This is a genomic window from Cyclobacterium sp. 1_MG-2023, assembly GCF_030546805.1.
Lineage (GTDB): Bacteria > Bacteroidota > Bacteroidia > Cytophagales > Cyclobacteriaceae > Cyclobacterium.
Window position 1 is genome coordinate 1 of sequence record NZ_JAUOPC010000020.1, and the last position, 22,035, is coordinate 22,035.

At 39.4% G+C, this 22,035-nt stretch carries 14 protein-coding genes; 8 read left to right on the plus strand and 6 right to left on the minus strand.

The annotated features are described in order from the left end of the window. Positions 1-1,957 precede the first annotated feature (1,957 nt). Genes Q4534_RS22370 through Q4534_RS22380 form a run of 3 tightly spaced genes read left to right on the plus strand, consistent with a single transcriptional unit; the run spans position 1,958 to position 3,794 of the window. Positions 1,958-2,515 (plus strand): hypothetical protein, encoded by a 558-nt coding sequence (locus Q4534_RS22370; RefSeq protein WP_303615387.1) that lies wholly within the window; start codon positions 1,958-1,960, stop codon positions 2,513-2,515. A gap of 7 nt (positions 2,516-2,522) precedes the next feature. Further along, entirely contained in the window at positions 2,523-2,768 is a 246-nt protein-coding gene (locus Q4534_RS22375; RefSeq protein ID WP_303615388.1) for a ThuA domain-containing protein, read from the plus strand. Between the two features lie 21 nt (positions 2,769-2,789). Then, the gene (locus Q4534_RS22380) at positions 2,790-3,794 is read left to right on the plus strand and encodes a galactose oxidase (protein ID WP_303615389.1); all 1,005 of its coding nucleotides are present in this window, start codon (positions 2,790-2,792) and stop codon (positions 3,792-3,794) included. A gap of 232 nt (positions 3,795-4,026) precedes the next feature. Here the strand turns inward: Q4534_RS22380 and Q4534_RS22385 are convergent, their stop codons facing one another. Next, entirely contained in the window at positions 4,027-4,239 is a 213-nt protein-coding gene (locus Q4534_RS22385; RefSeq protein ID WP_303615390.1) for a hypothetical protein, read from the minus strand. Between the two features lie 424 nt (positions 4,240-4,663). On the opposite strand from Q4534_RS22385, the gene Q4534_RS22390 reads away from it, so the two are divergent. The 5 genes from Q4534_RS22390 (at position 4,664) to Q4534_RS22410 (ending at position 9,490) form a co-directional block, all read left to right on the plus strand. Then, entirely contained in the window at positions 4,664-4,909 is a 246-nt protein-coding gene (locus Q4534_RS22390) for a hypothetical protein (protein ID WP_303615391.1), read from the plus strand. A gap of 110 nt (positions 4,910-5,019) precedes the next feature. Continuing rightward, a complete protein-coding gene (locus tag Q4534_RS22395; protein ID WP_303615392.1) occupies positions 5,020-6,072 on the plus strand; it encodes a 6-bladed beta-propeller in 1,053 nt (350 codons plus the stop codon). Positions 6,073-6,718: 646 nt separating this feature from the next. Beyond that, on the plus strand, positions 6,719-7,786 hold the full coding sequence (locus tag Q4534_RS22400; RefSeq protein ID WP_303615393.1) for a BF3164 family lipoprotein: 1,068 nt from the start codon (positions 6,719-6,721) through the stop codon (positions 7,784-7,786). Between the two features lie 7 nt (positions 7,787-7,793). Continuing rightward, positions 7,794-8,135 carry a hypothetical protein gene (locus Q4534_RS22405; RefSeq protein ID WP_303615394.1) on the plus strand — a complete coding sequence of 114 codons (342 nt, stop codon included), beginning with the start codon at positions 7,794-7,796 and terminating at the stop codon, positions 8,133-8,135. A 191-nt stretch (positions 8,136-8,326) separates the two neighbouring features. Continuing rightward, positions 8,327-9,490 (plus strand): alpha/beta fold hydrolase, encoded by a 1,164-nt coding sequence (locus tag Q4534_RS22410; RefSeq protein WP_303615395.1) that lies wholly within the window; start codon positions 8,327-8,329, stop codon positions 9,488-9,490. Between the two features lie 1,148 nt (positions 9,491-10,638). Here the strand turns inward: Q4534_RS22410 and Q4534_RS22415 are convergent. From Q4534_RS22415 to Q4534_RS22435, 5 genes are all read right to left on the minus strand, one after another. Further along, a complete protein-coding gene (locus Q4534_RS22415) occupies positions 10,639-12,543 on the minus strand; it encodes a hypothetical protein (RefSeq protein WP_303615396.1) in 1,905 nt (634 codons plus the stop codon). Between the two features lie 2,058 nt (positions 12,544-14,601). Further along, positions 14,602-16,419 carry a hypothetical protein gene (locus Q4534_RS22420; RefSeq protein ID WP_303615397.1) on the minus strand — a complete coding sequence of 606 codons (1,818 nt, stop codon included), beginning with the start codon at positions 16,417-16,419 and terminating at the stop codon, positions 14,602-14,604. Continuing rightward, positions 16,416-18,518, minus strand: coding sequence for a DUF5722 domain-containing protein (locus tag Q4534_RS22425; RefSeq protein WP_303615398.1), 2,103 nt, complete (start codon positions 18,516-18,518; stop codon positions 16,416-16,418). The genes Q4534_RS22420 and Q4534_RS22425 overlap by 4 nt, the downstream gene beginning before the upstream one ends. 1 nt (position 18,519) lies before the next feature. Further along, the gene (locus Q4534_RS22430; RefSeq protein ID WP_303615399.1) at positions 18,520-20,262 is read right to left on the minus strand and encodes a hypothetical protein; all 1,743 of its coding nucleotides are present in this window, start codon (positions 20,260-20,262) and stop codon (positions 18,520-18,522) included. Continuing rightward, positions 20,262-22,028 (minus strand): RagB/SusD family nutrient uptake outer membrane protein, encoded by a 1,767-nt coding sequence (locus tag Q4534_RS22435; protein WP_303615400.1) that lies wholly within the window; start codon positions 22,026-22,028, stop codon positions 20,262-20,264. The genes Q4534_RS22430 and Q4534_RS22435 overlap by 1 nt, the downstream gene beginning before the upstream one ends. Positions 22,029-22,035: the final 7 nt, after the last annotated feature.

Below are 22,035 nucleotides of genomic sequence, written 5' to 3' on the forward strand. Positions count from 1 at the left end.
TGCGGTTGTAAACCAAGACCGAGCTTATGAAAAAAAATACATTCATTCACTTGCTTAAACCATAAGAGAAGGGGGATTAGCTGAAATGGGGATTTTGTGCTGATAGGATATTATTTCATCGAGCTGAGAAAGCCAATGGGAATGTCATACCCGTTAACCCAATCGCTACCAAATCCCTCTTAAAAAGGGGGCGCAGAGCTTGTCCAGACCACAATCGAGAGGGATTTTTTCCACGAATTGTAAATTAATCGAAAATAATAAATAAAGGAAACTACCCCTTCCCCGGTGGCTGAGCGGAGTCGAAGCCTTAGGGTGGTTTGATGATCGGGAATTTGGCTTAGCATATTTGAGAGGTGAAAAAATTTACTTTAACCAGCAAAGAATCTTTTGACCTCTTCATTTCTTTTCCCCTTGATGAAAAGAAACGAAGCAAAGAAAAATCCAGCCAGCAGAAAACTCCTCCCCGCATAGCCCGACGCCGCCTCGTTCTCTGGCATGCCCCCGCGCTTCTTGCGATAGGATAATTTAAAAGGAGCTTTTATTGGAACGGTATAAATCAAAAGGTGCCACTCCTCTGGAGCTAATAATCGAAACTGACCTCATATGCTACAAAAATACTGCTCCTCTGGAGCTCCTAAATTCTCAAGTAAATTATTAGATGGAATAATAAAGAAAATCACCCCTTCCCCGGTGGCTAAGCGGAGTCGAAGTCATAGAGTGGTTTGATGATCGGGAATTTGGCTTAGCCCGTTAGGGAGGTTAAAGTTTTAATTCTCTTCTGCAAAGATATTTTTCACCTCTTCATTTCTTTTCCTTAGATGAAAAGAAACGAAGCAAAGAAAAATCAAGCCAGCAGAAAACTCCTCCCCGCATAGCCCGACGCCGCCTCGTTCTCTGGCATGCCCCCGCGCTTCTTGCGATAGGATAATTTAAAAGGAGCTTTTATTGGAACGGTATAAATCAAAAAGGTGCCGCTCCTTTGGAGCTAATAATCGAAACTGACCTCATATGCTACAAAAATATTGCTCCTATGGAGCACCTTAATTCTCAAGTAAATTATTAGATGGAATAATAAAGAAAATCCCCCCTTCCCCGGCGGCTAAGCGGAGTCGAAGTCATAGGGTGGTTTGATGATCGGGAATTTGGCTTAGCATATTTGAGAGGTAAAAAAATTTACTTTAACCAGCAAAGAATCTTTTGACCTCTTCATTTCTTTTCCCCTTGATGAAAAGAAACGAAGCAAAGAAAAATCCAGCCAGCAGAAAACTCCTCCCCACATAGCCCGACGCCGCCTCGTTCTCTGGCATGCCCCCGCGCTTCTTGCAAAATCATACATTAAAAGTTACCATAATTGGAAAAAACATGTTATGGAATTATTGGCATTTTCTCCTGTCATGTAGGCTTTGTTTGAAAGAAATACAGGCATTCCCATTGCAAAGAAGAAGGTATTTTAGACGCATTAAAGTGAATAACCACAATTCAAACCGGTGGCTGAGCGGAGCCGAAGCCATAGGGTGACGTGAACGATATACCTTCCCCTTCGACACCGCTCAGGGTCCGGTTATTTTAGAGAAATCGTTGGCCCTGTAATCTGGCTAACGCAATGTAAAGTCTGTAAAGCAATTGGCAATCCTGAAAACTTAAAATCCCCCTTTTTTTCAAAGGGGGACAAAGGGGGATTTTTTCCACGAATTGTAAATTAATCCAAATATTAAATGAAGGAAACCACCTCATTCCCGGTGGCTGAGCGGAGCCGAAGCCTTAGGGAGACGTGACCGTTACTTCGACTTCGCTCAGGGTCCGGTAAAATTCATTACTTGACCTATATTTTTTAGCATATAATTTCAATACATCAAAAATTTAAACCATATTTAGGTAAGGTAACCGTCAAAATTAAAATTGCCAATTATAATAATTGAAATTCAAATAAACTTTACATCAATCATTTTACCATATAATGAAAAACCATAAATCCATCTTGGTCGCGCTTTTGATTTACTGTGTTGTAGGCTTACCTGTAACTATCTTTGCAACAACCTTAGGCCTCGATGAACCTAAGGAACAAAAACATGTGGTGTTTCTAATCAGTGAGGATCCTTTAAACTATGAAGCCCACCTTACGGTCCCTCCTTTTGCGGAGATGTTGGATAAAAAATTTGAAGACTTAAAAATAACCGTGCTCAAAGGTGAGGGCACATATGGCGCCTATCGCTTTCCTAACCTTGAGATACTTAAAGAGGCGGATTTACTGGTGGTCTTTTGCAGAAGATTAGCACTGCCTTTTGACCAAATGACAAGCATCAAAAATTACCTCAGGTCGGGTAAGCCATTGGTGGGTTTGCGAACAGCCAATCACGGGTTTTCGGTGAGAGATGAAGTGGAGCCCGGATTTGAAGGATGGTGGGGTTTTGTACCGGACATCTTGGGCTGTGAAAACAATGGTTATTTTCCTGAGAAATTAGGGACAATTGTAAGTGCTTTCCCCAATGCTGAAGGACATCCAATTTTTAGCTAACATAGATTTGAATAATTGGAAAAGCAAGGGGCAGGTTTATAAAGTTAAGCCTATCATTGATCCAAATGCGGTGGTTTTACTCAATGGCAAGCCAAGAGGGAAATCCGACATCGAACCCATAGCATGGACAAGAAATACAGCTTATGGTGGAAAGGTTTTTTACACCTCATTGGGCTATCCAACGGATTTCAAACAAGCACCCTTTATTCAATTGCTGATCAATAGTATTCATTGGGCTTTGGAAAAAGAGTAAATGAGTAATATGCTTCCTAAAATGAACAAAAGAAATTTCTTCCTCCCTTTACTTTTTTTTAGTCTATTGTCTATTGGCCTAAAAGCCCAAAACCCTTTACCCAATTGGGAACAGGTGAGTGAAAAGGCTGACTGGCAAGCCAGGGATTCACAGGGGGAACTGGTTTATAAGGACAAGCTCTGGATTTTAGGTGGCTGGTTTGATTCCCATCATGCACCACCAAGAGATGTTTGGTCATCTGCTAATGGAAAGGATTGGAACAAAGTAGCATCCAATGCACCATGGATCCACAGTGACCTGCCCATGACTTTTGTTTTTGAGGATAAAATGTGGATCGCAGGTGGCTGGTACAATGGCCGGCTGGAAGGACATTCTGCCAGCAATAGCATCTGGTCCTCCACAAATGGAGCAGACTGGAAATTGAAAAAGAAGACTGCCTCTTGGACACCTAGAATAGCATCAACCATAGTGGAATTCAAAGGCAAGCTATGGTTAATGGGCGGAATAGAGAATTACTATTTTGGGGATGAAAAAAGCCTTAAAAATGATGTTTGGGTTTCCGAAAATGGGAAGGATTGGGAATTGGCCACTGCCGATGCCGGCTGGTCTCCAAGAGCTTACCATCAGTCCGCCGTGCTCAATGGCAAAATGTATGTTTTTGGAGGTGGGAATTACACTCCTGAATACCATGCAAAAATCGATGTCTGGGTCACAGAAGACGGTATCAATTGGGAACAGGTAACCGAAGCTGCCCCATGGCATGAGCGGATATGGTTTTCATCTGTCGTGTACAGGGACTGCATCTGGGTAATGGGCGGCTGGTCCAATAACCCTTACAAAAATTGGGGAGATGCCTGGTACAGCAGGGATGGCATAAACTGGACCGAATACAAGCCGAAAATATCCTGGCCCGGCCGACACGAACATTCGGCTTTTGTTTTCCAGGATAAAATATTTGTTGCCGGAGGCATGCTCCCTCCCCTAGTCAATGATGTTTGGTCCTTGGACTTGCCTGAAGACTGGTAAAAACCTTTTTGCCTTGGGTAGATAAATCCTAGCTAAACATAAAACAGAATATAAAGTCCCCAAAACCTAAAACCACACCCCATCACAAGATCACCACATCACTTTATCATCAATAAATTGATCCCTATTAACAAATAGATAAAAGATTAGAATGATTAATCATTCTCATTTAATATCAATATTGCTAAACCTCCATCATTAAAACCCAAGTCAAAAAAGAACAAACAATTATTTAAATACCCATGCGCTTCTCAATCCGGATGAGACGCTGTTCATGATCTGAAACGTGATTCCCGACAAAATGCATAAACTCATCCATCTCTTTCTGGAATTCTCCAAAGGAGTTTTTGAATTGACCTGTAACATCATTTAAATAGGAAATTTTGGCATCCAAGTTGTTCAAAGCCCGCTTTATACGATGTTCAAATTCTTCAAATTTTTCCATGCTGTTTGGTAGAATTAGCTCCTTTAAATATAGTGATTTTTTTTATAGTGGTTTTAATAAGTGTTTTTAACGTATATTTCATTCTAGTAGAGAGCTAACAAGGCCATTTTTATTATGCCCTGATTCCCAAAAAGATAATTCACCATTATACAAGATGTCAAATTTTCAGTCCTAACGGGTGATAAAAAAGATAATGGCAAAAGAATGGTACACCTCATCACTACATCACCCCATCACTCAATCTCTATATCACAAATTACTGATTTTCTTCTCATTACAGTCTTCACACATGTTATTAACAAGATAAAAAAGCCCGTTCACGGGAAAACGAATCCGGTTCACAAGAAAAATGATTATTCCTATATGAAAAATAATTTTAATTGGTTTAATTAAAAAATCTTTTAACCATAAACCAAAAAATAGCATGAAAAAGAAAATAACTTTACAAAAAGCTACGGTGGCTGTAGGGGTGGTAGCCATGAGAGTTGGACTATTTAACTCTTTTAATGTGGAAGCAGATGGAGGTTGTGGCTATTATAAAGAAAACGACTACTGCCAAAATTATTATCCCAATTGTATCCATGTAGTAAAAAAATGCCGTGAAGAAGGAATTTTTACCTGCGAAGTTTGGATGCAAAACCCATGTAGTCTCGCATGTGGAGGCTTTTAAGAAAAACAATGAATTCTTTCTCTCAAACATTACCCGGAATTATCTTTAGTTTTTTATTTCTCTGCTCCTGCTCAAATACATCCAATAACAATAATTTGGGTTCCCAAAATATGGCAATTCCCATACCTGAAGAAAATATCGAAAGATTTTCAGAAGTTTTTAATAAAGTAAATTATATAACTGTCCAATTACCACTTGAATCAGCCATTGGCCAGGCCGATAAAGTAATTATAACTGAAGATAATATATTCATTGGAGACTTTTACCAAAATCCCAAAGTAATTATCCTTGACAAGGAGGGTAATTTCCTAAGCAGTATCAACGCATTTGGGGAAGGACCGGGGGAGTACACTCAAATTAACGACTTTGTCATACATCATGAAGACCCGAAAGTACTTATTTTATCTACCAAAAAAATATTGACATTCGATTTCAATGGAAATTTCGTTGAAGATTTAGACAGACCAATAAGTGGTGGATATAAATTCTTAGCTACCAAAAAGGACGAGTTGATATTTTACGTTCCTCCAAACATTTCGTCGGCTGACCCTAAGCATGGCGATAATATATTATTTTCATATGAAAACCAAAAAGTCCATCCTTTTTTTACCTCTAAATTTATGGAAGAAAAAATTCCGTTTTTTGCCGACAGGAATATCTTGGTCTACTTAGACAACAAAACTTTCTTTACAAAGCATTTTTCCGATACAATCTACGTATTTGAAGGTAAGGAATTGAAAGAAAAGATGTATTTGGATTTTGAGAATTCTAAAAAGCTAAAGTTAAATATATTTCAGGAACATGACTCAAATATTCTCAATAACTTGGAGTACATGCAAGACTATGTATACCACATGCCCAATTTACACCTATCCGGAAAATATTTGGTCACTTGTTTTAGGGAGAAAAATTACAGAAGTACACTACTCTATAATAGAACAAAAAAAACCTCTAAATCCATCTCCAATGCTACCAATGATTTAGATGGATTATTACCTTATTTAAATGTTAAATATTTATCCGATAAAACACTTATTAGCGTTCATTATCCCGATGAATTTATTACAATTGAACAGATGGAAAATTCTGACCATCCCCTGCTTGAGTCACTACAACAAGAAACAGTGTCTTTTGTTTTTGCCATATATCAAATAAAGGATTAACCAATTCCTTAAGAACTCCTCTTCAGTAGATCACAAGGTCACTAAATCACCACATCACAACATCACTCAATCTAAACACCCCAAATTCCTGATTTTCTTCTCATTACAGTCTTCACACAGATTAATACCAAGGTAATAATGCCCATTCACGGAAAAAAGCAACCAGTTCACGATAAATATAATTAATCGTTTATGAAAAATAATTTTAATTGGTTTAATTATACCTTATTTTAACCATAAACCAAAAAATAGCATGAAAAAGAAAATAACTTTACAAAAAGCTTCAGTGGCCGTGTGAGTAGTGGCCATGAGTGTTGGATTATTTAATTCTTTTAATGTGGAAGCAGATGGAGGTTGTGGTTATATGTGTTGCCCAGGCACCTCATACTGTACTAATGAATCTGGAATAGTATGGTCAGAGGACAGACCGGTTGATAGAGATTTTCCAGGTGATACCTGTACGAATCATCAATAATCTATGGTAAATAGTAAATAAAAGGCTTCACGATAAGAGTTATTTTATATCTAGATTTATTTAGGTTAGTTAGAATCTTTCGGTTTATCGTGAAGCTTTTTAGCAAATTGTAAATTTAATACTGTTGTGAAATTAACTAAAAAATCAAATCAGGTTTTATTAAATGCGGCAATGTTAATCATTATACTATTGTCCTTATCGAATTGTTCAGAAGACAAATTGAAATCTGATAATTTAAAAAGCTTTACTGAAAAAACGATACCTAGAACAGTAAACCTGGCTGGCAAAAAATACTTTTTTGAGGAAATAAAAGTGCCGCTTAAAATTTTCATTAAAAACAATAAATTAATCATTGGCGAAAGCAGAAGGGTACCTGAAGATTTTCCTCCAATTCATGTCCTCGATGCAAAAAAAATGAAATATTTGCGGCCTTTCGGTAAAAGAGGCTTTGGACCTGGTGAAGTTTCTGACGTATCAGGAATTGATTTAGGTGCCAATGATAATACTTTCTGGGTTTATAGCGCCATGTCAAAACATTTTTCAGAATTCGCCCTTAATGATTCGACATCCTTGTCAAAAAATCAGATCAAACAAGAAGGAGACTTCTTTATGGCTATGGCCATGGCTTGGTCCTCCGATAGTACAGTTATGTGCCGCATGGTAAATGACCCCCATCAGTTTGTAGAATTTTCGATTGATGGCAGGCGCTTAGCAAATTATGGAAAATGGGAAGATCATTTAGTAAGAGAAGACCTAACGAATTATATGATGTCGGATCTTCATTTGGGTTGGTATAAAGGAAACCAGCTAAATAATATTTATGCATCTGCTGGTGGTTATAGAGATAGGATTGAAATTTTAAACAAAGAGAACGGAAGCATTTATATCACAGATGGCCCCTTCAATTACATTCCCAAATTTACTATTGTGAATTCTAGTGGCTCATCTGGTGCATTAATTGTAGATATAGCCGAACCCTTGGCCTATTTGGACATTGCCATATCTAAAAACTATATTTTTGGTTTATATACCGGTAAAACTGAAAAACAATTAAGGGAAAGTAGTGAAATCGCCAATGATATCTATGTTTTTGACCTGGAAGGTAATATCATATGTAAATTTATATTGGATATTTCAATCAGAGGATTGGCTGTAGACGAAGCGTCCCAAAAAATATATGGCATCACTACAGATGAAGATCCAGGAATTGCTGTTTTTGACTTACCTGACCTAAAATAATACCTCAATGGGCAAAAATACTTCGCTAAAACAATCTTTTTTAATCCTCACCAATAAAACCTCACTCCCTTTAATCCAAAAATACCATAAGCTGTTTACAGCTACCCAAAATATGGGAGATACAGTGGTGTTGTACCATTTGATAGGGGATAATTCTTATCCAAACTTAGAAGACGTGAATACGCACATCTTTGACGATCAGGTCTTAAACTCCCTAAATTATTTCCCTCTTAGCTTTACCCTTGTGCCTGTCAGCAATCATTCACTCTATTACCAGATCACAACATCACCCTATCACCCCATCACAAGATCACCACATCATCACCTCACCCCTCCAAGAAGATCCTAGATTTGTTGTTTTTGACTTACAATCACTCTAGGAACCAAAAGATCCTATTTTACATAATTTAACGCTGCAAATTCTATCCATAATTGGATTAAGATTTTAAACAAGCTATTTTTAAGTACTGACTCCTGAATATTAGAGGTTTAAGAAAAATACTTTGAGCCTCGTATCGTCAACTTAAACCAAACAGTTTTTTGATAGCTTTTCTACTGTTTCTAAGTGCAATCACAGGTTTTTACCTTCCTCCCTCTGATACAACTCACTTCCTATTAGTACCGCTGGATCATCATGTAAAGAATGCTAGGAAAATAGAAATTAGCTATATGCTAATGCATGCCTACGATAAGCAAAAGGAAACCATTCTGCTTATTGAGGATCCCTTGGACAAGTATTTTCAGGAAAGCATAGACCTGCAGCCACTGCGGGATGAATTTAATATCGTTCATATCAAAGGTCGGAATGAGGCTGATGCCATTTTGAAAATTATCAATTCTTCAGGGGAAATTGATTGGGCAAAAGCTTATCAATTGCTAAATATGGACCAACAAGCAAGAGACATAGAATTGGTCCGTAAAGACTTACCAGGAGATCGGCCAGTACATTTATTTGGTTATTCCGGTGCAGCTGCCTACTCGCATTATTACCTTGGACTTTTCCCTGAAAACGTCAAGTCTTTGATTTCTTTTAACCCCTTATTGTTTGACCTTCAAAAAAACCTGAATCTTATCAACCCCTCACAGTGCCTGGAATCAATACCACTTGAAAATACTTCCTACTTAGACTTTTTGTGGTACAACAATTCCGAGAACCTTTGTAAGGAACAAACGGGGACTGAAGACATAGACCTGGCCTTTTATACTTATTTAAAATGGCGGTTTCTGTTGCCGTCTTTAGTAGAAGCAGATAAAGCCGATATCGCTCTGAAAATTAGGCTTTTTGAGCACAGTTATGGATTGACCTATAATGCAGCTGCCAATTTACTAGAATCTAAAATAGCGAAGTGGATGATGCTGGAAAGTCACGAAATATGGAAGCAGTTTGAACGCATACCTTTCTCTGTTTATGGGGTAAATTATGATCGGGGATTAAATTTTACTGGTAAGGTTCTGATTGTAGGTGCAGTACATGACAAATTGCTTCCCAGGTTTTGTTATGATGTGTTGGCAGAGTTTTATTTAAATTCCACCTTATTGCTTATTCGAGATGGGCATTCCTTTGGGAAATTAGGTGGTTCAATGTTGCATAATAATCTAATTCGTTCCTTTATCAACAATGATATCAAGGAGAAAGTCAGTGTTTATCAATTACTACAGGAAAAAGGATTACTTTATAACAAAAAAGATCGGGTAAGGTATTGAAAAGGTTGGTGTTATTTCTGTAGATTAGTCTTGGTTAAATGTTTCCTTGGTTCGTTTCTTTTCATTAATGCATGGCCTGTGGCAAAGCAACTCAGGGGAAAAGAAATGAACGGAATACGGATGCTTTAAACCTTATTTTATTAATCCAAAACTTCTCTTATAAAAAACTCTTGTCACTTTTTTGCTGCAAGCCTGCCCTGACTTGGAGCGACTCAGTGGTCAAAGTAGTAACGAACCTGCCCTGAATCATAGCAACTCAGGCCTGTCCTGAAGCGGAGCTAGTCAGGAGAAAAGCCCGCCGCTGAGTATCTTTTCGGCTAAAATTTAAGGCCTTCCGCACACAGGCAAACTCCGGTATCTATGGTTTCGCTTTTAACAATTACTATTTCTAGAGGCTCATCCTCTAAATCCTATTCCAACCATGCCTGTGTCCTTTCCATCGCTTCTTAAATTTCTTAACGTCGAAAATCTACAAGGCGGAAGTAAATTTTCGTCATTCCGAGACTTTGCAGGGGCTTTGCGTAGAGAAAGTCGAAGAAATCTCAACAATGGGATGAGATTGCCACACCCTTTTCCTACGCTACAACTCCACAAGAAAGGGTTCGCTATGACGAAATGGTATATCATTAATTCGGTACACTTCGACAAGCTCAGTGACCGAAAAAACGTCATTCCGAGACTTTACAGGGGCTTTGCGTAGAGAAAGTCGAAGGAATCTCCAACGTAATGAGATTGCCACACCCTTTTCCTACGCGACACCTCCCCAAAAAAGGGTTCGCAATGACGAAATGGTATATCGTTAATTCGGTACACTTCGACAAGCTCAGTGACCGAAAAACGTCATTCCGAGACTTGACATTTTAAAAGCTCAGAGTTAAGATGATTATAAACAATAAAGCACTCCAGCAGAGTGCAATCTTTGTAGTGACCCATCCTGATGCGTAGCATGTCAGGAACTTAGTTGTAAAAACAATGGCCCAAAACCCCATGGGGGTGCCATTTTTGTAGCCAAAGCTGTTAAGCCTTGGTTAAGGCAAGAAGCACAAACTGATTTTGGCGGTATTGTTGCTTTTTTTCTGCAACAATACTGACAAAATCTCTCAGGCAAGCTTCATTCCCTTACATTTTTTTCTATATTCAAACCCAAACTAATAATTAATATCCCTTTCCGGTATGTTTTCTCCATGCCATGGAAAGGCATAGGTCGGAGGATTTTGAAATCGGGTCATTTCAATTTCCAATTTCACAACCGATCCCGGTGCTATCTCAGCTTGAAAAAATTTGTGATCGATTGTATCAAATTGGTAAGGGTATTTGTCGATCATATTTACCCGTTTGATATGGTGTTCTCCAAACATCCCACCCTGAACAATTACCTTCTTTGTTTCGGTGGGATGTAGATTTACCAATGTTAGGGAAATACCTGCATCGGTGATTTGTTCAACCAATGCGGCCATATCGGAAGGAATTCCGGTCCTCCTATTTTCAGGATCAAAATAGCGCACTGACGTATGCAATAATCCTCCATGGTAGATATGGTTGGGAGCACCAAGCATGGTCTGAACAATTCCTTCTAATACAACCGGATTTAGGTTCAGCCAATGATGGACATCCTGAAAATCAGGTGTGGTAGTGTCTTTTCTAATACGGTCCAGTCTGGAAAGCATTTCATTGTACGTGGCCTTTAAAATATCTACCGGATAAGTGGGAACCTTCCCTTCTAAATACCCTAACCATGTTGCCGTATTAATTTCATCTCCTTTGCCCTTTCTATAAGTCAATTTTTCCATTTCCTCAGGATCCAACAAGTCTTTTACCCTTTCCCAATCCTTATTTTCCCGAGACATGTACCATAAATGCGTAGGATACATGGGCTGCATCGGCCGGTAGTCGTACCAGCCCCTTTGATCATATCGGTGAGGCACCAATTTTTTACCATTTTCTTCCTTTGCCTCATTTGAAACGGATGCGATTACGGCATTGGGTAAATCCAGGTATTTATCATCTCCGGAAATCAGGTATGCATTGGAAGCGCCAATTGTTGTCGCTTCCAGCTTATTTTTGACCCCATGGGGCCATTTCCACCCATAATATCCTCCCCACCAATTCCCATCCATATGTTCTCCAATCTCCCCCGAAAGGCCTACATTATCCGGGATTATCCCATTGTTTTTATCAGTCCTTTCCATCCAAGCATTGACATAGGAGGTTACCCATTCTTTGTATTCCTCCTCCCCATTGTACATATAGGCGTTCAGCATCATGCTTGTTGAAGCCAAATTTAAGGGCACATCTCCTTTCATCATGCGGTTATTTAAAGCCTCCAAAATAAATTGGAATTTGTTGTCGTTGTTCCAATCTTTTCCTGAAGTGACATTGGGTATGTCGTCATATGGAAGGGGGTAATTGCTTAAAATGGGTCTATGGGTAACCCAATCTTCAGCAGTATTCACAAACCTGGGACCAAGGCTACCTGTAAGTGGGGAACGAATAAGTTTCAATTTACTGTCAAAATTGGAGTTTTCAGTACCATCATCAAAATACAATTTTGCAAATTTCATGGCCCTGTCCCGCATCTTTTTATCAGTAGGATCTGCCAGGCCGAAAAAGTAAAAATAGGTATAAGATTCCCCATGATGCATCCAGTCATAGCCTGCATCAAATTCATCCACTATCTGACCATAGCCGGTAAACTGTCTGGTAACTCCTTCCCATAATTTCCTGGAAAGCAGGTCTATTTCTTTTGGTCCACCTAGCGCATAATACAAGGGGAAATTATAAAAACTCTCATAGCCGTCATCTGATCCATCCATCCCGGGCCATTCATCTCTCCATATTAAGGTACCGTCAGGATTGGTGTATTTTTCAACAAACTCCATGGCGGCAGGATAGAGTGCTTCCATCATTTGCCTTTGTAACAAAGCCCATTCCGGAGGTGGAGAGGGAGAGTGATAGGGTACGGATTTAAGGTTGGGAATTGAATCCAATTCCTGACTTACAGCAGGAGGAATAATTACTGTCACAAAAAATATTACTACTATAATATATTTCATAATGTTTTTATTTCAGAATTAAATTTTAACTCCAAACTAATTTACGCTTATTTTATAAATTTATAAAAATATAACACAATATCTTTATATTTTGTATGATTTGACCATGAAATGAAAGGATAAGGCCTTCTATTGGAGGTTTGTATTTACCCTAGAAGATTTTTTATGCTTTCTAATTTTCTCTTTGGTTCGTTTCTTATAATTAATGCATGTTATGAAGCGGAGCAACTCAGGGCTTGATCGGTAGAAAAAAATGAATGGATAAATTATAATCAGAACTTTAATAGGTCCATGATGCATTTTGAATTACATTTCTTTATACCTATCCAAAGTCAAATATTAAAACCATTTTTACTTTTTTGCTACAGGTCAAAAAAGTAAACAAAAAACCCCGCCGCTGAGTATTTTTTCGGCTAAAATTTAAGGCTTCCCGCACACAGGCAAACTCCTTAGTTTTTGGTATTATTGTTTCGTTGTTTTTTTAATGATTACTAAACCAAAAACTTCGTCAAACAGTGCCTGTGCCCTTGCCAACCCAGCTTAAATTTCTTAACGCCGAAAATCTACAAGGCGGAAATTATTATCGTCATTCCGAGACTTTGCAGAGGCCTCGCAAAGAGATCTCACAATGACGAGACGGCCGCACCTTAGCCCTGCCCAAAAGGTCCGCAATGACGGAAAGTAATTTCGAGAATTATCATTTTAAATATGCAGAAACCAAGTTGACAGAATTCAATTAATAAGAGCATTTTTACTTTTTTGCTATAGTGCATGTCCCGAGCAGTGAAACGAATCGGGATCAAAAAAGCAAACAACCTGTCCTGATGCGTAGCAAGTCAGGAGAAAAGCCCGCCGCTGTGTATCTTTTCGGCTAAAATTCAAGGCCTTCCGCACACAGGCAAACTCCTTATTTTTGGTTAAAGTGTTTGCGTTGCTTTTTTAATAATTACTATACCAAAAACTTCGTCAAACAGTGCCTGTGTCCTTGCCATCGCCTCTTAAATTTCTTAACGTCGAAAAGCTACAAGGCGGAAGTTAAGATATCCGTCATTCCGAGACTTTGCAGGGGCCTCGTGTAGAGAAAGTCGAAGGAATCTCAACAATGGGATGAGATTGCCACACCCTTTTCCTACGCTACAACTCCACAAGAAAGGGGTCGCTATGACGATATAACGATATTATTAGCATAATTATAACTCGAATTGAGGTTTTAAATAAAGGACAGTATATCTATACCGAGGCTTTCACCATTTCGATTGTTACTTTTTTGCTGCAGGCCTGTCCTGATCCTAGTCAGTGGCCAAAAAAGTAACCCAAAAACCCCGCCGCTGAGTATCTTTTCGGCTAAAATTTAAGGCCTCCTGCACACAGGCAAACTCCTTGTTTTTGGTTAAAATGTTTGCGTTGCTTTTTTAATAATTACTATACCAAAAACTTCGTCAAACAGTGCCTGTGTCCTTGCCATCGCCTCTTAAATTTCTTAACGTCGAAAAGCTACAAGGCGGAAATTGATTTTTAATAAGGCCAGAACCCGATTCAGTTTTATGAAAAATTCGTCATTCCAAGAATTAAAATTAACAAGGTCAGAAATTCAGAAGACAATTTTAAATGCAGCACTCCAGCAGAGTGCAATCTTTGTAGCCCTGGGTAAGCCGACGAAGGAGGTGCCACCCAGGGTGTTAATCAGTTGGCTTTTTTGGGCATTAGCTTATAGTAAGCTCAATAGTGAAACCGGCTTTTCGCTAATGCCAGTGGCTCCTTAACCCTGGTTTTTAAAATCCGTCACCAATAGACTTTGCAGTGGCTTTAGGTATAGAAAGTCGAAGGAATCTCCAAGGTGATGAGATTGCCACACCCTTTCCCTGCGCTACACCTCCCCAAATAAGGAATCGCAACGACACATCAATTTATATCGGAATCGTGAATATTGAAGTGCTATGACTGGGCCTAAACACAAAGTGACATTAAGTCTTGTAATAGGAGTTTCTTTTTAGCTAGATTTTCACCCCATCACTACATAACCAACTCACTCCATCACCAGATCACATCATCACCCCATCAAGGTGCATAATAATAATTGAATCTGCCAAGTGGGGCAACGTCACCATGTAGCAGAAAGTCCATTATTTCACCACCTGCTTGCATATTATCTGACCATTTGAACTCAATATTTACCTTCCCATTCAATTTTAATACCGTTTTGGGTACAGCTATTTCCATCTTATTGACAGACATCTTCCATTTCAAACTGTCTACTTTTTCCCAATTCCAACCCCCAGTATTCTTCTCAATAGTGGCTTTCTCACCAGGATTTGATCGGTTAATAACATAATCATAGCCTTCCCAACCAGTATCTCCATTGCGATCAGTGTCGATGAATAACCTCATCCAGGCAGGATCATCAGATGGGCTTAGTGCATTTGAGGTTTCTACATAAAAGTAGAGATTGTCTTTATCACTGGCAACTTTACTAGCCACTATATCATTTCTACCAGTGGTATTTTTATACACTAAATCTCCCCAACCTCCACTATTCCTTTTAAGGGTATTTCCTTTATGAGACTTGAATTTCGGAGACACCGTTTCCCAATCCACAAAATTACCATCAATGCTAATTTTTTTGTTCTGGGTGAATTTAGGAGGCTTGGATACTCCTTTAAACTTTCGGATATTGGCTACCATCTGATAGTAATAATTGTCCCCATGTCCACCCTTCATGGGCTCTATGTCTCGGCTGTGCTCCTGATTGTATTGGTCTGGAAAGGCATTGTGCTGTTGCTGCCACTCTTCGTACCTTCCGGCAATCCACTCGTTCCAACCCGTGATGAATACAAATTCCGGATCAAGCACAAAAGCCCTTTCCCATTGTTCTTGAAAATTCAAACCATAATTGACAGCATCAGGATCCTCCGCATGACCATTTGTATCCGTATAACTTCTGCCAAAAGATCCCGGTGCATTCATTGCGGTTAACCCTCTGTCTTTTGACCAATTTTGTGAGACTCCCACGGTCACTTGCTCAAATCCACCATTCTTATCACTAACAAAACCGTGTTGTGGTGCTATTTCTAACCAACCCCAGTGGTCTTCTCTCTTCGGCCCCTTATTGTAAACAGGTTGGCCAGGTCTGAAAGTAAAAAACGCTCTAATTTCCTGATGCAATTTACTGGTTTCAGGATCTCCTTCAACAGCTGTAAAACGGTCAGGATAGCCCATAATTAATGGCTTACCTTTCCAATAAAACCAGAGATCCTGATATAACCCCGGTTTGTAAAGCTCTTCATACAATTCTTTTATCGCTTGGTAGCTACCATCTGTTGGCCAAAAGGCCATCATAAAAGCAATCTGAGGAGTTTTTATGCCATTCTTTCTTGCTTCAGTAAAGACTTCAGCCAATGCCATATAAGATTCCTTCCAAGTAAAGGAGCCATTGGTACAATCAAACATGACCATGTCTACACCTGCATCGGCCAGCATTTCAGCATGCTTGTACAATACCCAACGATCGGTATCTAAATAATAACCATAAAGTGGCTCCGACCAAAAGAAGGCTCCTGCCTCTTTTCGTGTGGGCCAAATGGGATCATTGTAATCGTTAATCGCTTCAGGCTTTTTTTCCAGAATTTCACTGGCATTAAATGCTTTAACACTGTTTTTTGATTGTTGGGTATGCCAGGTCCAATAAAAAATACCGACGAATTTATCCTCTTTTAGCTCTCCCACCTCTTCATATCCGGGAAGTGAGCGCCCCAAAGCATCCGTTGCAGGGAGATTAGAGCTATAATTGATTAGTTCATTTTGTGCTTCTACCTTTGGGTGAACTGCCAAAACTAATATAAGCGCAATGACATAGATATTGATTTCAGAAAGTTTCATTTTATTTCTTTTAAGTGTCTTACCTCATCCCAAGATGAAATACCTATTATTTCTTTTGCAAATTCAATTGATGATCTCTCTTGATCAGTACCAAGATCTTTGTACACAAACCAGACGGGTTTTTTACCGGCAGGATCCTCTTCATCGTCTGGGAATCTTCTAAGACCTATTCTTAAACCACCTTCCCCCCTATTGTCCAGCCAATTGTGAAACTGGAAAGCGTCAATTCCATCCAAAACCTCCATTTTCTTCCACACATAAGCAATACTGGCTGCCTGTTCATTCAAATGTTTAGGCGAATAATCTCTGGAATTAGGCCCCTGTTCTGAGAGAAAGACGGTGCGCTTGGTTCTATTCTTAAATTTGACATATGGCTGTTTTACCCAAGCGTCTAATACTTCAATGTTTTTGAAGGTAATCAAAGGTGTATCGAAACTGAAGGTTGCTTTCTTGTCCAACCAACTCTTGGGCTCAAACAGTGATTCCGGATACGGATGATGGGCAACCCCCCAATCAAAGTCTCCTTCAAGGTCGCTGTATTTGATAAGCATTTCCAGCAAGTCTCTAGATAAATAAAAATGCTTATCAACCGTCCAGTTCCAATAATGAGTAAGGGTAATAAAAGCTTTAGAATGTGCATTGTACTGCTTGGCAATATTATTAATTAACCGAAGCGATTTATGGTAGGTGTCCATAAAAGTAAGGCTATCCGTTTCTCCCATATTTGTCCAGACCCAGCCTGCATCCACTTCGTTATGAACGATCCAATGGTGAACTCTTCCATGACCTTCTGATGGATCACTGTATCTTTGGGCCAAAAAATCCATGGCAGCTGCATATAGATGAACTGCCTCCGGATCAGTAAAATTGGCCATGCTATAAATACCTGAAGGTTCGCAATCAGGATGTTCCATAATGGCTCCAATCTCCTTATCAGGCGTATTAACAGCCTTATCTATCAACACTATCGCAGATGTAATAACCTTTCTTTTAGCGGATTCTTTTAGCGCCCTATCATGTTTTTCTACCCATTGCTTATCTGCATAATAATCCTTACCCCCGTAATTAAAGGTGATGGTTTTGTCAGAGGGCGCAGAACGTAACATTTTGGAAATCCACATATTAGTAGTGATACTTCCTATTCCCAAGGAGTCCAAATCACTCACATAATCGTTGCTATGAAAGTTGCCTAAGCCTTTTTTGTTTTTCAATACAGCCGCTGTTGAGCTAAAAACTGGCTCGATTTTATCCATATAACGAAGATGCGACTGCAAGTCAACACCGTTGTATTGCTTCTTTACGATTGCCCAACCTGACAGCAGGCCATCTCTCATAAAATCATCTTGGAATGTAAATCTTGGCACTTTAATCTCAAACTCTCCTTGCGATTGTGCTATTGGGTAAATTGATTCAAAATTAGCAGCTTTGGTCACCTGTACATGCATGGGAACTTCTGCCACATAGTAATTAGGGCTGGTTTTGGAAAGAAAACCTTTTATAATTATGGCAGAATCCAGAACATTCACCTCTCTAATTGAATTCTGGAAATTCGTATTTAAATAGTTCAACAATTCAGCTTTGTAAGCCTCTTTTTCTTTCATCAACAGCTCTTGGTCTAGAGATCTTTGAATTTCACTTGCATTGGGTCGTCTGAAACGAAAGTTTCGGAACTGCCCAGCATATCCTGCACCTCCACCAAAATCCATTCTTATGACATCTCCTTTCTTCCCCCAACCTTTAGGTAAGGCATCTTTTACATCAATAGCATAACTACTCCAACCTTCCCGAATGCCCAATGATGCAATTATACTGAAGTTTTCATCCATTGGGGGGCCAAAGAAAAGCTGAAAATTATCAAGGTACTCCGTAGAAAAATACTCGAAAGTGAGAATTGTCTCTTCATTGTCAATTTCAGCTATCAATGGAGCAGTAAAGAGATAAGGATCAGAACCCAATGCTGTTATCTCATAATTTCCTGGTTCACCTATTTCCACCTCAATATTGTGTGAATTTTCCTCGGATATAAGTAAAGTACCTTGTTGCCCAATGGAACTCGAAACCGTTAAAACAAAGAATAAGATGGTTATAATAGTCTTCATTTTATTCTTTTATAATGTAGTTTAACCTACCTCCCGGTGCCACATCTCCATTGACATACCAATCAAGGGGATCTGTATTGTCCTGCATGTTATCAGACCATTTAAACTCCAGATTTAATACCTCCCCTAATCTATCATCAATCGACCTAGGCAACGTAATCATCATTTCATTGCCAGAAATCATATGGACTACCTGGCTTATGGTCTCCCAATTTCCCTTTCTAAACTTTTGTAGTTGATTCCCACGAACTATTCTAAAGTCGTACCCCTTCCAACCTGTTTCAAAATCTCTGTCAATATCAAGATAAAGTCGCATCCAATTGTTGCTATTATTCTCTGATATAGACTTGGTGGTTTGGGCATAAAAGAAAATGGATTGATTGTCCCTCGCCACTTTTAAAGTCTGAAAATCATTTCTTCCTGTAAAATTGGTGTAAGTTACCGTTGGTTCTGATTGTGCTCCCGGGTGGTTTCTAGGATCTGTTTCACCGATATAGTCCGTAAATTTCACATTGACTTTTTCCCAATCTTTTAGTCCTGTAATGGTTTTATCCATCCCAAAAGTCATGGGTGCTTCTCCTCCTTTGTATCTCCGAACATTTCCAACCAGTTGCATGTAGTAATGGTCTTTCAGTCCACCGGTTCTGGTTGGTTCAATGTCTCTACTGTATTCCGGGCTTGCCTGGTCGCAAAACCAAGAGTGTTCTGGGTTATCGTCATGACTTTCAAATTTCGTGGCAATCCACTCATTCCAGCCGGTTACAAATACAATTGGAGGATCTACCTTGAGGACATTGTCCCATTGTTCCTGAAAATTATATCCCATTACAATGTCTTCTACTGGATTCCCTTTTTTCCCACCACGAAAACTCCTGCCCCAGTTGTCTTGGTTGCCGTAGAAGGCAGACCCTCCCATCCCTGCGGTGGGATTGGGATGCTGGGCCACAGAAACGTTCATAATTTCAACCTCCCCTTTATGGTTTTTGTGCACCATTTGTGATCGCTGAAATTCTATCCATGGCCAGCTGTTTTCTTTATAGGGTTCGTTGGGCCATTGGGATTCCCTAATGGTGAAGAAATCTCCGGCTTCTTTACCATTTATTTCTTTGGAATGTCCCAAGATCATAGGTTTTCCATCTAGGTAATACCAGGAATCTGGATGGTAATATTTTGCCCCCTTTTTATAAAAAGTCTCATACACTTCCTCCATGGTGTCCCCAGAGGAAGTGTTGGTATAAAAGACGATTTTAGGAGGATTTTTCCCTTGTTGCCTTATGGCATCCATAGCATTCAACAAGACATTTGCTCGGTCAGCATAAATCAACCGATTGGTGGCATCAATTACCAAAAGATCCACTCCTGCATCTGTAAGCAATTGAAGGCTCCTTAAATGCACCCAATAGTCATCTGCTTTATAATAGCCATACAGGGGTTCTCCCCAATAATACATTCCCCCACCGCCCCAATGTGGATTGTCAAAATCATTCAACACCTCCGGGTGTTGTGGGATAATTTTACTGAGGTCATAATTTATGGCCGATGTATTGTCCCCATGCCATAAAAAATAGAACATGGCAACCGTACGTTCCTTTTTATCTCCTATTTCCGCATAAGTAGGCAATGTTCTACCCAAATCATCCGTACCTCCTGTTTCTTGCGCTTGAGCAAAGGTTACAACCCCTAACAAAACGCCGAAATAAAACATTGCTTTTCTATTGAATCTGGTGAATAAATTTGAATCCATTAATCTAGCCATCCTGGATTTTGCCAATTTTCACCTGTTAAACCCACAATTTTATTGACCTCCGCTTGATCAATCGGATACCTCAAATATTTATCAGCTGCCGAGCCCCTGTTATCAAAACGGAACCGTTGGTAATTGGTATCCCCCTCCTCATTGGTAATCCGCATACCGGTAACAAACTTGTCTGTTTCATTCAGAATATTCCATCTCCTCACATCAAAAAACCTGTGCTCTTCAAAAGCCAGTTCAATTTTTCTTTCATTTCTGTATTTTTCTTGAAATTCTGAAGCGCTCATTCCTGAAGGAAAATCAGGCATTCCTGCCCTCTCCCTTACGGCATTAACAGCATCTCTTGCGCTCATGGAAATACCATTGGAAGAAATGACTACATCAGGTCCACTTGATTGATAGGCCGATTCAGCAAAATTGAGGTAAAGCTCAGCTAATCGAAACAGCCTGATTGCACCATCTCCATTGTTGTTTAATCCAGATTGATAATTGTTGAATTTTCGTAAATAGTAACCTGTTCTTGTATTTCTTCTGTTGGTACTGGATATTTCTTCTGCACCTCCTACAAAAGTTTCTACCTTCTTTCCCTCCGGTTGGTCTAAATATCTTACAGCTCCATTATAGTATATGGAGACATAGAATCTTGGATCTCGATTTAAATATGGATTCTCAGGGTCATAACCAGAATTTGGATTGACAATAGGAACCAATTTATCGGAATCAGAATATCCCAATATTGGACTTTGTCCATTGCTCATTTCGTAGCTGTCTACCAGACCCTGTGTGGGACAGGGGCCTGTTCTTTCCATACCATCATTGGTAGGTAAACCTGCATATTTCCAAACCTGCATTTGATCACCCCAATGGTAAATGGTTTCCTTATCCACTGCGCGCTGATCATTGGAACTTGTAATAAAATAAAGCGCATAGGCATTTTGAGCAATATCTGCTGAAGTTTCTATATTAAACAATTCGTAGCCATTGTTTAAACATTGACTGAGCGCCTCCGCATTAATTGCTGTCGCATCCTCCCAGGAATAAGTACCATCCGACCATAAATCACTGGCAGCATAGGTGACTGCCTGAGATTTGATCGCATAAGCCACCGCACGGGTCATTATTCCATACTGATTGTCGTATATATCCCAAGAGAAACCATCTCTGCCAGCCGGAAAAGATAAAGCAATATCACAATCTTTCAGAATGAAATCCACGACTTCAGCAAAGGATGCTTTAGTGTCAGTAGAAAAATCATGTCCAATCTCTAAAGGGGTATTAAAAATGGGCACACCTCCATACCTTTTGATCAATTGAAGATAATACAGGGCCCTCAAGGTGTGAGCCTGTGCTTTCCACGAGGCTTTTTCTTCCTCTGTAGCATAAACTGTAGCGGTTTCAATATTTTCAAGAAAAACATTGCACTTTCGTATCCCTTCGTACAAGCTATTCCAAGGACTGCCATCTGCAGAATAACTAGGGTAGGACGTCGGCGTAACATTCCCCCCATACCAAACCACATAATTTGAGCCCGGAGTCACATCATCTGCATCTTGGGCTTCGTCTGTATAAGATGCCCTGTCCATATAGGGTTTGGGAGCATATCCATAACAAGAGTTGAGGTATCCTCTGGTTCTGTTATAATCACTGAAAACTTCATCCATTGTTATCCTGCCGTCGCTAGGCAAATCCAATTGATCATTACAGGCAAAGCTGGTAATGAAAATGAAGAAAATAAATATATATTTTATATAATTCATAGCGCTA

Excerpts from the sequence above, each read along its gene's own strand:
- Q4534_RS22370 (WP_303615387.1), top strand. The coding sequence starts at position 1,958 with ATGAAAAACCATAAATCCATCTTGGTCGCGCTTTTGATTTACTGTGTT.
- Q4534_RS22380 (WP_303615389.1), top strand. The coding sequence starts at position 2,790 with ATGAACAAAAGAAATTTCTTCCTCCCTTTACTTTTTTTTAGTCTATTG.
- Q4534_RS22385 (WP_303615390.1), bottom strand. The coding sequence starts at position 4,239 with ATGGAAAAATTTGAAGAATTTGAACATCGTATAAAGCGGGCTTTGAAC.
- Q4534_RS22390 (WP_303615391.1), top strand. The coding sequence starts at position 4,664 with ATGAAAAAGAAAATAACTTTACAAAAAGCTACGGTGGCTGTAGGGGTG.
- Q4534_RS22395 (WP_303615392.1), top strand. The coding sequence starts at position 5,020 with ATGGCAATTCCCATACCTGAAGAAAATATCGAAAGATTTTCAGAAGTT.
- Q4534_RS22400 (WP_303615393.1), top strand. The coding sequence starts at position 6,719 with ATGTTAATCATTATACTATTGTCCTTATCGAATTGTTCAGAAGACAAA.
- Q4534_RS22405 (WP_303615394.1), top strand. The coding sequence starts at position 7,794 with ATGGGCAAAAATACTTCGCTAAAACAATCTTTTTTAATCCTCACCAAT.
- Q4534_RS22415 (WP_303615396.1), bottom strand. The coding sequence starts at position 12,543 with ATGAAATATATTATAGTAGTAATATTTTTTGTGACAGTAATTATTCCT.
- Q4534_RS22420 (WP_303615397.1), bottom strand. The coding sequence starts at position 16,419 with ATGAAACTTTCTGAAATCAATATCTATGTCATTGCGCTTATATTAGTT.
- Q4534_RS22425 (WP_303615398.1), bottom strand. The coding sequence starts at position 18,518 with ATGAAGACTATTATAACCATCTTATTCTTTGTTTTAACGGTTTCGAGT.
- Q4534_RS22430 (WP_303615399.1), bottom strand. The coding sequence starts at position 20,262 with ATGGATTCAAATTTATTCACCAGATTCAATAGAAAAGCAATGTTTTAT.
- Q4534_RS22435 (WP_303615400.1), bottom strand. The coding sequence starts at position 22,028 with ATGAATTATATAAAATATATATTTATTTTCTTCATTTTCATTACCAGC.